Source organism: Geomonas diazotrophica (assembly GCF_018919385.1).
Lineage (GTDB): Bacteria > Desulfobacterota > Desulfuromonadia > Geobacterales > Geobacteraceae > Geomonas > Geomonas diazotrophica.
This window is the reverse complement of sequence record NZ_JAHLMF010000004.1, coordinates 24,291-38,762: the sequence shown is the minus strand read 5'-3', so window position 1 is coordinate 38,762 and position 14,472 is coordinate 24,291. Positions and strand designations below refer to the sequence as shown.

At 59.2% G+C, this 14,472-nt stretch carries 11 protein-coding genes; all 11 read left to right on the top strand.

What is annotated here, in order from left to right; translation table 11 throughout:
- Position 1: 1 nt before the first annotated feature.
- Positions 2-1,879, top strand: coding sequence for an asparagine synthase (glutamine-hydrolyzing) (gene asnB, locus KOM00_RS05005; RefSeq protein WP_216497742.1), 1,878 nt, complete (start codon positions 2-4; stop codon positions 1,877-1,879).
- The gene (locus KOM00_RS05000; protein WP_216497741.1) at positions 1,876-2,853 is read left to right on the top strand and encodes a class I SAM-dependent methyltransferase; all 978 of its coding nucleotides are present in this window, start codon (positions 1,876-1,878) and stop codon (positions 2,851-2,853) included. Before asnB ends, KOM00_RS05000 begins: the two co-directional genes overlap by 4 nt.
- A gap of 11 nt (positions 2,854-2,864) precedes the next feature.
- Complete coding sequence (locus tag KOM00_RS04995; protein WP_216497740.1) at positions 2,865-4,205, top strand: hypothetical protein; 1,341 nt, start codon at positions 2,865-2,867, stop codon at positions 4,203-4,205.
- A gap of 1 nt (position 4,206) precedes the next feature.
- The gene (locus KOM00_RS04990) at positions 4,207-5,238 is read left to right on the top strand and encodes a methionyl-tRNA formyltransferase (RefSeq protein ID WP_216497739.1); all 1,032 of its coding nucleotides are present in this window, start codon (positions 4,207-4,209) and stop codon (positions 5,236-5,238) included.
- A 1-nt stretch (position 5,239) separates the two neighbouring features.
- A complete protein-coding gene (locus KOM00_RS04985; RefSeq protein WP_216497738.1) occupies positions 5,240-5,836 on the top strand; it encodes an acyltransferase in 597 nt (198 codons plus the stop codon).
- Between the two features lie 15 nt (positions 5,837-5,851).
- Positions 5,852-7,027, top strand: a complete 1,176-nt coding sequence (locus tag KOM00_RS04980) for an N-acetyl sugar amidotransferase (protein WP_216497737.1) — start codon at positions 5,852-5,854, stop codon at positions 7,025-7,027.
- Positions 7,024-7,629, top strand: a complete 606-nt coding sequence (hisH, locus tag KOM00_RS04975) for an imidazole glycerol phosphate synthase subunit HisH (protein WP_216497736.1) — start codon at positions 7,024-7,026, stop codon at positions 7,627-7,629. The genes KOM00_RS04980 and hisH overlap by 4 nt, the downstream gene beginning before the upstream one ends.
- Entirely contained in the window at positions 7,629-8,390 is a 762-nt protein-coding gene (locus KOM00_RS04970) for an AglZ/HisF2 family acetamidino modification protein (protein ID WP_216497735.1), read from the top strand. Before hisH ends, KOM00_RS04970 begins: the two co-directional genes overlap by 1 nt.
- A 720-nt stretch (positions 8,391-9,110) precedes the next feature.
- A complete protein-coding gene (locus KOM00_RS04965) occupies positions 9,111-11,864 on the top strand; it encodes an SLBB domain-containing protein (RefSeq protein ID WP_216497734.1) in 2,754 nt (917 codons plus the stop codon).
- 29 nt (positions 11,865-11,893) lie between these two features.
- Complete coding sequence (locus tag KOM00_RS04960; RefSeq protein ID WP_216497733.1) at positions 11,894-13,069, top strand: GumC family protein; 1,176 nt, start codon at positions 11,894-11,896, stop codon at positions 13,067-13,069.
- 73 nt (positions 13,070-13,142) lie between these two features.
- Entirely contained in the window at positions 13,143-14,426 is a 1,284-nt protein-coding gene (locus KOM00_RS04955; protein ID WP_216497732.1) for a nucleotide sugar dehydrogenase, read from the top strand.
- The last annotated feature ends 46 nt before the right edge of the window (positions 14,427-14,472 follow it).

Below are 14,472 nucleotides of genomic sequence, written 5' to 3'. Positions count from 1 at the left end.
TATGTGCGGCATAGCCGGCATCCTGAACTTCGACCGGGCTCCGGTCTCCCCGGTCATCCTGCGCAGGATGACCGACGCCATAGCCCACCGCGGCCCCGACGGCGAAGGGCATTACATCGACGGGCCGCTCGGGCTTGGGCACCGCCGCCTCGCCATCATCGACCTCTCCCCGGCCGGGCAGCAGCCCATGGCCAGCGGCGATTACGTCATCAGCTACAACGGCGAGGTGTACAACTTCAGGGAGCTGAAGGTCGAGCTGGAGTCGCTCGGGCACCAGTTCCACTCCAAGACCGACACCGAGGTGGTGATCCACGCCTATCTCGCCTGGGGGGAGCGCTGCGTCGAGCGTTTCAACGGCATGTTCGCCCTCGCCATCTGGGACAAGCGCCGCCACGAGCTGTTCCTCGCCCGGGACCGCTACGGCATCAAGCCGCTTTACTACGCGCTGTCATCGAGGTGGCTCCTCTTCGGCTCGGAGCAAAAGGCCCTGCTCGCCCACCCGGAGCTCAGGCCCGCGGTGGACCGCGAGGCGCTGGTCGAGTACTTCACCTTCCAGAACATCTTCACCGACCGCACCCTGCTGCAGGGGGTAAAGCTGTTTCCCGCGGGTTGCTGGGCGAAGGTCGCGCTGGGGCGCCCGGTCGCCCAGCTCGAGCCGGTGCGCTACTGGGACTACGACTTCGGCGAGCCGGAGCATCCCTTGAGTGAGGATGAGTACCTGGAGGAGCTGAACCGGCTCTTCTGCCAGGCCGTGAACCGGCAGCTGGTCAGCGACGTCGACGTCGGCTGCTATCTGAGCGGCGGCATGGACTCCGGCTCAATCACCGCGGTAGCGGGGTCGCAGCTCCCCTACATCAGTACCTTCACCTGCGGCTTCGACCTCAGCTCCGCCTCGGGCCTCGAACTTGGCTTCGACGAGCGCAAGCGCGCCGAGCACATGTCCTACCTCTTCAAGACCGAGCACTACGAGATGGTCTTGAAGGCGGGGGACATGGAGCGCTGCCTCCCGACGCTCGCCTACCATCTGGAGGAGCCGAGGGTGGGGCAGAGTTACCCGAACTACTACGCCGCGAAGCTCGCCTCCCGCTTCGTCAAGGTGGTCCTCTCCGGCGCCGGTGGAGACGAGCTCTTCGGGGGGTACCCCTGGCGCTACTACCGCGCGGTGGTGAACGACAACTTCGAGGACTACGTCGACAAGTACTTCCGCTACTGGAAGCGGCTCATCCCGACCAAGGACGTCACCCGCGTCTTTCAACCGATATGGGACGACGTGCGCGAGGTGCAGACGCGCGACATCTTCGCAAACGTCTTCAAAAAGCACGAGCACCGGCTCTCGACGCCGGCCGACTACATCAACCACTCGCTCTACTTCGAGGCGAAGACCTTCCTGCACGGGCTCTTGGTGGTCGAGGACAAGATCAGCATGGCCCACAGCCTGGAGACCCGCGTCCCCTTCCTTGACAACGACCTGGTCGACTTCGCCCAGAGGATCCCGGTCTCGCTCAAGCTCAGAAGCCTCGACCAGGTGGTGCGCATCGACGAGAACGAGCCGGGCAAGGAGCAGAAGTACTTCCAGAAGACAAACGACGGCAAGATCATCCTGCGCAGGGCCATGGAACGCTACATCCCCGGCAGCGTGACCAACGCCGAAAAACAGGGTTTCTCGGCCCCCGACGCCTCCTGGTTCAAGGGGGAGAGCATCGACTACGTGCGCCGCAACCTCCTGGAAGGGAACCCCCTCATCTACCAGTACCTGGACCGCAAGGTGGTGCACGAACTGGTCGACGACCACCTGAGCGGCAGGCAGAACCGGCGCCTGTTCATCTGGTCGCTTTTGAACGTGGAGCAGTGGCTAAAGCAATACGCGGAGGATAAATGACAAGGGAAGAGTTCGGCAACAAACTGCAGGCGCTTGTGGGGGAGAGAGTCCTCTTCGCGCCGGGCGCCAACTTCGCCTCGCTCGCCGCGACGGCCGAGGATGCCGAGCAGTCGCAGACCAACGACGCCTTCTCGGACAAGTGGGGGCGCTACGACCAAAGCGACGAGAAGCAGAGGCTCTACGAGATGCAGAAGAAGTGGTACCTCGACCTCTACGGCTTCTCCGGCGAGGAGGAGCTCGCCTCCTTTTTGCAGGGACGCAGCGTGATCTTCGACGCCGGCTGCGGCCTGGGGTACAAGGCGGCCTGGTTCGCCGAGCTCGCGCCGCAGGCGCTCGTAATCGGGATCGATTTCTCCGACGCGGCGCGGCAGGCGGCGCACAACTACCGCCACCTCCCCAACCTGTTCTTCATCCGCGGCGACATAGCCGCGACCCCCTTTCCCGACGGCTCGGTCGACTACGTGAGCTGCGACCAGGTGATCATGCACACCCAGAACCCGGACCTCACCTTCGCCGAGCTGACCAGGGTCACCAGGAAGGGGGGAGGGGAGTTCGCCTGCTACTTCTACCGCAAGAAGGCGCTGCCGCGCGAGCTTCTGGACGATCACTTCCGCCTGCGCTGCAAGGAGATGGAGTCGCGTGAGCTGTGGGAGATGTCGGAGCAGTTGACCGAGCTGGGGAAAAGGCTCTCCGAGTTGAAGGTCAGCTTCGACGCCCCCGACATCCCGGCACTGGGCATCAAGGGTGGGCGCTACGACATCCAGCGCTTTTTGTACTGGAACTTCATCAAGTGCTTCTGGAGCGAGGACCTCGGGCCCGAGACCTCGGTGGTCACCAACTACGACTGGTACAGCCCGAGCAACGCCAGGCGCTACGGCAAGGAGGAGGTCCTGGCACTCGTCGAGCGGCAGGGGCTGTCCACCAGGCACTTCCACGAGGAAGAGGCCTGCTACAGCGGCAGGTTCACCCGGTAACGAGGAAAGAGATGGTTACGAATCGGCAAAAGGCCAGTTTCACGCTGCGTGAATACGAGAAGCTTTTGAAGCACACTTCCCGCAACTACCGGTGCGTCGGCTTCGAGGTCCTGGACGATCCTGATTCTTTACCCGAACGATTTGCCATCATCCGTCATGATATTGACATTTCGCCCAAAGCCGCTCTGGATCTGGCCAGAATCGAGGCGGAAAACAACATCCGCGCGACCTACACGATTCTTCTGACTGGCGAGTTCTACAGTCCGTTCGAACAAGGCACGCGGAAGGTCCTGCAGGAGATAGCAGGTCTGGGGCACGACGTCGGCCTTCATTTCGATGCCGCCTGGCACAAGATCAGCAGCGAGGCTGAACTGGAGGGGGCAATCCGATTCGAACTGGAGATTCTCAACCGGCTTCTCGGGTTCGAAAAGACCTCTGGCGACGTCAAGATGTTCTCCTTCCACAACACGACGCCTTTCACGATGGCCTGCAGGCAGACGTCGTACGCGGGACTTAGAAATGCCTATGCCGGCATACTCCAGAGCCAGGTGAGTTACACATCTGACTCCAACGGTTACTGGATCCACCGCAGCTGGGAGGAGCTTCTGAGTGAAGCCCCCCTGAGAATACAGGTTTTGACCCATCCCGAGTGGTGGAACGACCGTGACGGCGAGCCTGCCGAAAAGGTCTGTCAGCACCTTGACCTGCGCAGCAAACGTGCGTGGGAAAGCTACTGCATCTCCTTGAGAACGGGAGGGCGATGCAACAAGTCGGGGCTCGATGAGGCCAGCAGCTGCCTTCCCTTGTTGATCCCGCGGGAGGGGGAGCAAATTCTCAGGCTCTGGCTGGACGGCCGCCGGGAGCCTGCGTTTCTTGGTCTCTACCGCTGCTTTGAGCGGCTGACCAAGACGATGGTGAGCCGGTACCTGCAGCGTATGGCAGCACCCGCTCGTGAGGTCGCGGCGTTGTTGTCCGACCACAAGCTGCAGTTGGACCCGGTCGCCGCTTTGGCACTGCTGACGAGCCAACCGGTGTCCAGGCTGCTTGGTTTCTCCGGCTCCACCTATCGGGCGATCACGAACGCCCGCAACTCGTTGATTCATGGGTTTCCCGTCCGTACGGTGAACCTGCCGAGGCATTTCAACGCCCTGTGTGTGGCCATGGTCAATGTGGCGAAATGGTCGAAAGCGATTCCCAAGGGCGGCAACTCCCCGGCCTCGAAAACCCCTGCATCGGACGTCGGCGCCCTTTCCGCATGGCTGACCGCCGGTGCGGAAAGACTGGGACTTGGGGCGGAAGAAGTTGCTGCGTTTCTTGGTCGCCATAGGGAAATCTTTCCGGAGGGGGACTGATATGCCGTTTGAAGATTGCCCGAAACTTCTCATCCTTTGCACGGCTCGCACCGGGCTTGACGCGGTCGCCGAGCTTCTGAGACGCGGCATACCGGTCAAGGCCATCGTAGGTGTTCACCCTGACAGCGCCGACCCGGTAAAGATGAGCGGCTGGATCGACATAGCATCGTTCGCCGAACGCTGGAATATCCCGTACCGCCATGTCAGGACCTACGGCCTCTCTGCGCCGGAGGACAGGAAGGTAATAGAGGAAATCGATTTCGACCTGGTTTGGGTCGCCGGATGGCAACGGCTGGTGCCTCAGTGGCTCATCGCGAGCTGTCGTTACGGAGTATTGGGAGGGCACGGCAGCCCGGACGGCATTCACGGGGGTAGGGGGCGATCGCCGCAGAATTGGGCCCTTATGCTGGGGTGCAAACGCTTCGACCTGTCCCTGTTCCAGATCACGGTGGGGATAGACGACGGGCCCATCTTGGCAACCCGCTCGTTTTTTTACGCAGACGGCGACGATATCGCGGTTTCATACTACAGGTGCGCACTTGCCATGGCTGATATGGTTGCCGGGGCGCTGGCCGACCCGTCGACGCTTCTTCGCGGAGTTCCCCAGCCGAGCGAAGGCTTCTACTACCCTCAGCGCAAGCCCGAGGACGGCTGGGTAGACTGGACCCTCCCTCAAGCCACCATCTGCTCCCACTGCCGGGCCCTCAGCAAACCCTACCCAGGTCTGAAAACCTCCCACGAAGAAAGGGTGATCACCATCTGGAATTGCCATCCATTCGATGACGTTATAGAGGCCGAAGAAGGAGTGATTAGCGCCTGTTTCGAAAGCGGCGAGTTCCTCGTCAACTGCTTTGACGGACGCCTGCTGATCAGGCAGTGGGAGGCTGATGACCCTGGCTGGAATCCGGTGCCGGGAACAAGACTTTCGGGAGTGAAATTTGCGGAGCAACTAAATACCATAGTTGCACGCCATTATGAAAAGTATCCGGAACTTAAGGTGAGCAGGCGGATTGCCCGCTTGCAGCGAGGTTGATATGAAGGGAGAACCGCACGAAGACCTGGAATTGGAGGCACTGTTGGGGGAAGGCGATTCCAGGGCGTTGGAACGCCTGTTTGAGCTTTTGGGGAAACTCTACAACAAGCGCAGGGGTGAAGTCGCCGGACGCTGGCAGCGCACGCTTCCCTTTGCAGATTATGTAGTCGACCGGTGGGAAAAGGCAAGGGAGCTGGGCTTTGGCGAGGGTACCTCCATATACGACAGCGCCATCGTCCTTGGAGACGTGAAGGTTGGCGAAAAGACATGGATCGGGCCCGGTGTGATGCTGGATGGTTCCGGCGGATTGGTGGTCGGCTCATTTTGTTCGATCTCGGCAGGGGTGCAGATCTACAGTCACGACTCCGTTAAATGGGCCATCAGCGGCGGCGAATGCGGGTACGAATACGCGAAGACCGTGGTAGGAAACAACTGTTACATAGGCCCGAATGCGATAGTTGCCAAGGGCGTTACCATAGGCGACGGATGCATCATCGGCGCAAACAGCCTCGTCCTCGCAGACGTCCCTGCCGGGAGCAAGGCGTTTGGCACTCCTTGTCGTGTCGCTGGCAACTCATCCAGCTACTTGTTGAAATAGAAATAGGCGGTTGACATGATTCTGAACACCAATCTGGACGAGGCGGGCATACAGATTTGTTCCCGCTGCATTTACGATGAACGCGTCTCATCCATCAGCTTTGACGATGATGGCGTCTGCAACTATTGCCGGCAGGTGGAATCCCTCAAGGAGCAGTTTGGCACCGGCACCGCGCTGGGAAATGAGAAGTTCTCCCGCATCCTCGACGAAATCAGAAGCGCCGGCAAAGGCAAGCAATACGACTGTATCATAGGGGTAAGCGGAGGCACCGACTCATCCTACCTCGTTTACATGGCGAAAGAATGGGGACTGCGGCCGCTTGCCGTACATTACGACAACACCTGGAACTCAGCGATAGCTACCCAGAACATCCGCAAGGTACTGAGCGCGTTCGACGTGGACCTCCACACGCATGTGATCAACAACAAGGAAGGTGACGATATCTTCAAGGCGTTCTTCTACGCAGGCGTGCCGGAAATCGAGGCGTCAACCGATCTCGGGTACGCCGAAACGATGTACCGGGCTGCCGCCAAGTATGGCGTGAAGCATGTTCTGGAAGGACATTCGTTTCTTGCTGAAGGCATAACCCCTGTCGGAAAGAACTATTTTGACGGAGAGTACATCCGGTCCATACACAGGATGTACGGGCGTGTGCCGATGCAGACGTACCCGCTTATGACCTTCGAGCGTTTTTTGTGGCGAGCGTGCGTGGCCAGAATCAAGATGATCCGCCCGTTCTGGTACATCCAGTACAGCAAGGAGGAAGCCCGAGCTTTTCTGGAGAAAAAATGCGGCTGGGAGTATTACGGGGGGCACCACCTTGAGAACCGGATGACCGCTTTCTTCCACGGGATCTATGCCCCGCAGAAATTCGGTGCCGACTTCCGAAACAATTCGTTGTCCGCGTTGGTTCGAAAGGGCGCGATGTCCAGGAAGGATGCTTGGGCCGAGTACAACACTCCGCCGAAGATCGAGGACGAGTTGTTGACGTACTTCAAGAAAAGGCTCGGCCTGAGCGACGACGAGTATGAGAGGATCATGCAGCAGCCGCCAAAGTCGTGGAAGGACTATCCGACATATAAGAAACGCTTTGAAAGGCTGCGCCCGTTCTTTGCACTTTTGGTGAAGGCAAACTTGGTTGGGATGAGCTTCTATCTTAAGTATTGCTTCCCCGCGCAGGAGACAAAATGATCACCATCGTGGATTACGGCATGGGGAACCTGGGTTCCATCCGGAACATGTTCAAGCGCATCGGCGCAGCCGCCGTCATCACCGGCGACCTGGAGCAGATAGCGCGTGCCGAGAAGATCCTCCTGCCGGGGGTGGGGGCCTTCGACAACGCCATGCTGCGCATAGACGAGAGCGGCCTCAGGGAGGTGCTCGACCAAAAGGCCCTGGTTGAGCGGGTGCCGGTTCTGGGGATCTGCCTCGGCATGCAGCTTCTGACCCGCTCCAGCGAAGAGGGGAGCCGGCCGGGGCTTGGGTGGGTGGCCGCGCAGACGAAACGCTTCCCGGCGCTGCCGGGGCTCAAGGTGCCCCACATGGGGTGGAACCTGGTCGAGCTCACCCGCGACAGCGCTCTCACCGGCGGGCTCGCCGGCGAGGTCCGCTTCTACTTCGTGCACTCCTACTACGTCTGCGTCGACGACGAAAAGGACCAGATCCTCAAGGCCCATTACGGCCTCGACTTCACCGCTGCCCTGCAGCACGACAACATCTACGGCGCCCAGTTCCATCCGGAGAAGAGCCACCGGTTCGGGATGCAGCTCCTTAAGAACTTTGCGAGTCTATGATGCTGAGAACGAGAGTCATACCGGTACTTCTATTGAGAAACGAGAGCCTCGTGAAGACGGTGCGCTTCGGTAAGTTCACCTACGTCGGGGACCCCTGCAACACGGTGCGCATCTTCAACGAGCTGGAGGTGGACGAACTGCTCTTCCTCGACATAACCGCCACCCCCGACAAGAGGAGCCCGAACCTCAGGGTCCTCTCCGAGATCGCCGACGAGTGTTTCATGCCCCTTGGCTACGGCGGCGGGGTGCGCGACTTCGAGACCGCCAAGGCGATCTTCGAGATCGGCTTCGAGAAGGTGGCGCTCAACTCCTTCGCGCTGGAGCAGCCGCAGTTCGTGACCAGGCTCGCCGAGCACTTCGGGAACCAGTCCGTGGTCGCCTCGGTCGACGTGAAGAAGGACCTCCTCGGGCGCTACCGGGTGCACAGCGAGGCGGGGAAACGCAACACCGGGAGAAACCCCGTCGAGTGGGCCCAGGAACTCGAGTCGCTGGGGGCGGGGGAGATCCTGCTCACCTCCATCGACCGCGAGGGGAGCTGGGCGGGGTTCGACGTCGAACTCGTGCACGCCGTGGCCCAGGCCGTAACCGTGCCGGTGATTGCCCACGGCGGTGCCGGGAGCGTCAAGGACATCGGCACCGTGGTCAGGGAAGGGGGCGCCTCCGCCGTAGCGGTCGGCAGCATGGTGGTCTTCCAGAAGAAGGGGATGGGAGTGCTGGTGAACTTTCCCTCCCAGGAGTCCATCAGGGCGGAACTTGAATAATGATGTCAATTTTCAGTCACTCGCTCAGTCTTTGACACTCTTTCCCCTCTATCTGCATTTCACTCTTCTTTCCCTCCTCATGCTCTATGCCACTGCTACGAAAAAAATCTCTCTCTTAGTATCGTTCTATTTTTTTTCTGATACACTCTGTCTCCGTCGGTAAGTGTCTGGGAATGAGAACAAAAGGTGGAAAGTCTTTCCAGGGCGCTGGTCCGCCTGCTTGACGGTTACGATTTTTTGAGGCGTAATACATGAAAAGTGGGCATGAAAACTGCTCAGCTAGCATGTGCCAAAAAAGAGGTACAGTGTCTTTCAAGGTTTGACTGGAGATGCTTGGCTTCTGTTGTTTTTGCATTTACAATGCGCTGTGTAAGTGGTATAGACTAGAGCCTGATCATTAGTAATACCTTTTGTTTTGTTGGGTGCAGTTGTGATCGGCTCTGCCCGTCGGGCAGTCACGGTATTGTCACAAAGACTAGCCTTAGTCTTTCGGTGTAAGCTACTGTCTGATCTCCTGCTGCTGTTCCCGCCTTTCATTAAGAAAACTACCCAGTTTATAAGCGATTTGTGCAGGGCGTGATTCCTGATCTCTTTTATTTATCAGTGGGTTTTCGTTTACATTTGAAGGGATGCATGATATACGATGCACCCGGTGATTGGTAAGTTTGTGCCTTCAGATGCCCCGTTTCTCGTGATCTTCAGTTAGAGGTACAGCCAAGCATGAAAAGAATTCTGTTTCTGGTCGTAACGCTTACGCTTTTGTCCATTGCAACCGCCTTTTCCGCCACCACCTCCGAGGATCCCTCCTCCAATACGACTCCAACCGCCGCCAAAGAGGAAGGTTCCTCAGAGGTCTCTTCCGACTACTTCAGCACCCCCGATGACGCCGACGGCGATTCCTTGCGACAGGACAAAGGCGGCGATCAGTCGGGCTATCGCCGCAAGTCCACGGTGCGTGAAAGCGACTCTGATGATGAAGCCGTCGAAGCCGGTCCCGCAAAAGGGAGTCAAGAGCAGGCCGAAGACCCGAGGGAAGTAAGCGGCAAGGAAGAGCGGGAATTCTTTGATCCTTCGACGGGCAAAGAAGAGAAGCAGGTACAGGACGGCAAGTCGCGCAGGGAGCGCCAGAGCATCCGCGACGACAAGAGGGACAAAGCGCAAGGGAAGGACAAAAAAGAAAAGAAGAAGACCGCCAAGGTACCTGCCAGGAAGACGGTGCAGCCGGTGGCGGAGCCCTCGGCGCTGGAACAGGCCATGGGTGAAAACCCCGTGATCATCGACAAGTCCCGGCCGCAGCCATACGGGTGGGATCAGCTGACCCAGTTCGGCTACAACTTCTTCAAACGTGGCAAGGACACCTTTGCGGCTCAGACTGACGTTCCGGTGGGGCCCGACTACCTCGTCGGCCCGGGAGACCGTCTGATCGTTACACTCTGGGGTAGCATCAACGGTACCCACAAGCTCGAAGTGAATCGCAGCGGTGAGATCGTGCTGCCCAAAGTGGGTGCCGTCAAGGTTGCCGGGGTAAGCTACGGTGAACTCCCGGCGCTGTTGAAGGGGAGCGTTGCACGCATCTACAAGGACTTCCAGCTCAACGTGAACCTGGACAAGCTGAGGCTGATCAAGGTTTACGTGGTAGGCGAGGTCGCCTCCCCCGGCGACTACAACGTAAGTTCGCTTTCCACCGTGATCAGCGCCCTTTCAGCCGCGAAAGGGCCAACAAAGAACGGCAGCCTGCGCAACATCCAGATCAACCGCAACGGCAAGGTGGTGGAGACGGTCGATCTGTACGATTTCTTCCTCAAGGGAGACAAGGGTAAGGACATCCGGTTGCAGCCGGGGGACACCATCCTGGTCCCGGTCATCGGCCGCGTCGCCGGCATCGTCGGCAACGTCCGGCGTCCCGGCATCTACGAGCTGAAGGGGGAGAGTACTCTGAAGGACCTGTTTGCCCTCGGCGGCGGCGCCAATCCGACAGGGTACCTGCAGAGGGTGCAGTTGTACCGCGTCGAGGCGCACGACAAGAAAGTCGTCAAGGACTTCAATCTGGACCTGAGCGGCCCCGCCGCGGAACAACAGATTTCCGGCATAAAGATGCAGGACCTGGACTTGGTTAACGTCCTGCCGATTGACAGCGTGCTGCGCGGCTATGTCAGGCTCGAAGGTCACGTGCTGCGCCCCGGCGACTACGCGCTGAAGCCGGGTATGAGGGTGAGTTCGCTGTTGCAAGGCGATAACCTCCTGCCCCAGTACCACGCCGGAGCTGCGCAGATCATCCGTCTCTACCCGCCGGATATGCACCCCGAGATCGTCTATTTCGACGTTGCCGGAGCCCTCAAGGGGGATCCTGGCCAGGACGTTGAGCTAAAGGAGTTCGACCGGGTGAAGATCTTCTCCCGGGAGCAGATGGAAGAGGTGCCGGTGGTCAAGATAAGCGGCGAGGTGCAAAAGCCTGGGCAGGTCCGCTACCTTGAGAACATGACCGTGCGCGACCTGCTCATGCAGGCGGGGAACGTGAAGCTCTCCGCCTACCTGGGCAATGCCGAAATCACCAGGGTCAAGCGCGATAGCGGCTCGGTCACCTCCTACTCGATTTCCGTGAACCTCGATCAAGCCCTCAAGGGTGGCAAGGAAAACGTCAAACTGGAGCCCTTCGACGAACTGACGGTGCGCCGCATCCCGAACTGGGCAGAGGCGACCGAGCGCTACGTCACCTTGAAGGGTGAAGTCATGTTCCCCGGCACCTATCCCATTTACAAGGGAGAGCGGCTCAGTTCCGTCATCGCCCGCGCCGGCGGCTTTACCGATCTCGCTTACCTGAAAGGGGCGCGGTTCACCAGGGAAAGCGCCCGTAAGTTGCAGCAGCAGCGCATGGACGAGGCGCTCGACAAGGCGCAGGACCAGATCATCAAGCTGCAGAGCAACGTCTCACAAACGGCATCCTCCGCCGAAGAAGTCGCCAGTTCCAAGACCACTCTGGATAACCTCATGCGCAGCATCGAGATCCTGAAAACGAAGAAGGCCGAAGGGCGCGTGCTGATGGAGATCACCTCGTTACGCGACCTCAAGGGGAGCATGTACGACTTGGAGCTGCAGGGGGGCGACCAACTTACCGTCCCCAGTGATCCAGGGGGCATCAATGTGATTGGAGACGTCTACAACCAGAGCACCGTGGTAACCCAACGCGGCCGCGACATCGACTGGTACCTGCAGCAGGTCGGTGGGCCGACCGGCGATGCCGACATGGACAGCATCTATGTAGTCAAGGTGGATGGCTCGGTCATCAGCCAGGCAAACTCCTCCAAGTTCATGTTCTACAACTCCTTCTGGGGTAAGACGCTCGATTCAGGCGACACCATCATCGTGCCGCGACAATACGAGAAGACGGCGTACCTAAGGAACATGAAAGACATCGCCACAATCATCGGCAACATCGCGGTCATGGCCGGTGTGTTGGTGGCGGCAGGACTGTAATCGAGGAACTCGTGTAAAAAAAGGACGGTATGGAAGCGGATAAACAGTTAGAAGATGACGAGATAAGGGTCCTGGAACTTTTGCGTGTGGTGTTCAAGCGTAAGATGCTCATAGTAAAGATCTCTGCGCTCACTGCGGTGGCCGCAGTTTGCTACAGCCTCGCTCTCCCCAACATCTATTCGGCCACTGCCAGAGTGCTCCCCCCCCAGAAGGAGGGGGGTGGTGGCATTTCCGCACTCTTGGGGCAGGCAGGTGGCCTGGCCGGACTTGCAGCTGGCGGACTTGGCGGCGGCAGCGACCTTTACCTCGGCATCCTGCGCAGCCGCTCCGTTGCAGACGCAATCATTGGTTCCTCTGGGCTGGCTGATGGGTTCAAGGGGAAGACCATGGAGCTGGCCAGGCTGCAGCTCTCTACTTCCGTAAAGTTCCAATCCGGCAAGGATGGCATCATTACCATCACAGCCGACGACAAGGATCCTAAGCGAGCGACGCGGCTGGCCAATGCCTTCGTAGAGGAACTCGGCAAGACGACGGTACGGCTTAACCTTTCCAAGGCCGGGACGGAAAGGGCCTTCCTGGAGAAGCGCCTCGCCGTGGTGAAAAAGGATCTGAAAGCTGCCGAGGAGAGTCTGAGGGCGTACTCCCAGAGCAACAAAGTGGTACAGATGGAGGCGCAGGCGAAGGCCTCCATCGAGGGGATAGCGAAGCTCAGGGCTGAACTGGCCAGCAAAGAGGTCCAACTCGCCGTTTTAACCAGCAAACAGACCGAACAGAGCCCCGAGGTGAAGGCAGTTCAAAGTAGCATCCGCGGCCTGAAAAGCCATATCGGTGCCCTTACCGGAAACGGCGGTGACGGAGAGGCCATCCCTGCGGTAGGAAGGGTTCCCGGCGTAGGACTGGAGTACGCGCGACGGATGCGGGACCTGAAGGCGCAGGAGGCCATTTTCGAACAACTGACCAAGCAGTATGAGGTGGCCAAGCTAAACGAGGCAAAGGACGCCTCATCTCTCCAGGTACTGGATGAAGCGGTAGTCCCCACACAGAAGAGTAGACCGGCCCGCACACGCTTGGTGGTGATGATAACCGCTGTCGGTTTCTTCGCTTCGATTATGCTCGCTTTCTTGCTGGAGTACCTGGAGCACCTCCCCGAGAGTGATCGCAAAACGCTTCACGACATAAGAAGATACGCCTTTCGCTTTAAGTGAACCCGTTTTGGCACGCTGTGGACGGCTGTGCCACGTCGTGGAATATATCCATCCTACGGAGAAGAGGGAGCAGATGACCGGACGGACAGTATCAGTTGTTGGTTTAGGATATGTAGGGCTTCCGGTGGCAGTGGCATTCGGGCTTAAGAGCCCGACCATAGGGTTCGACATCAATCCGGAACGCATCCGCGAACTGCAGCAGGGGATCGACCGAACGGGAGAGGTGTCGTCCGAGCATATGCGTGACGCCGATATCAGGTACACCGATCGGGTCGAGGTGCTTGCGAACGCCGATTTCCACATCGTCGCGGTGCCGACACCGGTGGATAGTGCCAACCGCCCCGACCTCACCCCGGTGTTTAAGGCCTCGGAAACGGTGGGACGGGCGCTCAAGAAGGGGGACATCGTGGTGTACGAGTCTACGGTATACCCTGGCGTCACTGAAGAAGAGTGCCTTCCGATCCTGGAAAGGGTGTCCGGGCTGAAAAACGGTGAGGACTTCACCGTCGGTTACTCGCCCGAGCGGATCAACCCGGGGGACAAGGAGCATACCTTCACCAGTATAAAGAAGGTTGTCTCCGGCCAAGACCCCCGCACCCTGGACATCGTGGCCAAGGTGTACGAGTCGGTAGTTACCGCCGGAGTGCACCGCGCCTCCTCGATAAAGGTGGCCGAGGCGGCCAAGGTCATAGAGAACACCCAACGCGACCTCAACATCGCCCTCATGAACGAACTCGCCGTTATCTTCGACAAGTTTGAGATCGACACCACCGACGTGCTGGAAGCTGCCGGCACCAAATGGAACTTCCTCAAGTTCAAGCCGGGCCTTGTGGGCGGACACTGCATCGGCGTGGACCCCTATTACCTAACCCATAAGGCTGAGAAAGTCGGCTACATCCCCCAGGTGATCCTCTCCGGCAGGAGGATCAATGACGGTATGGGCAAGTTCATCGCCCAGCGTACCGTCAAGGAGATGGTTCGCGCCGGACACAGCGTGCGGGACTCGCTGGTGACCGTGCTCGGGCTGACCTTCAAGGAGGACTGCCCCGATCTGCGCAACTCCAAGGTGATCGAAATCATCCGCGAACTGGAGGAGTATGGCATCACCGTGCAGGTCTGCGACCCGCTGGCCGACCCTGCCGAGGCGTTTCACGAATACGGGGTGCAACTGGTCGCCAGGGAAAAGCTGCGCCCCAGCGACGCGGTGGTTGTGGCCGTGGCGCACCAGGAATACCGCTCCATGAGTATTCCCGAGGTGAGGGGGATGATGAACGGTGCGCCGCTTCTCATCGACGTGAAGGGCATATACGACAGGCAGCAACTGGAGCAGAGCGACATCCGATTTTGGAGACTCTGATAACTCACTTTTTGCTTCCGAAACCACTTACAGAAGGGGACGGCTA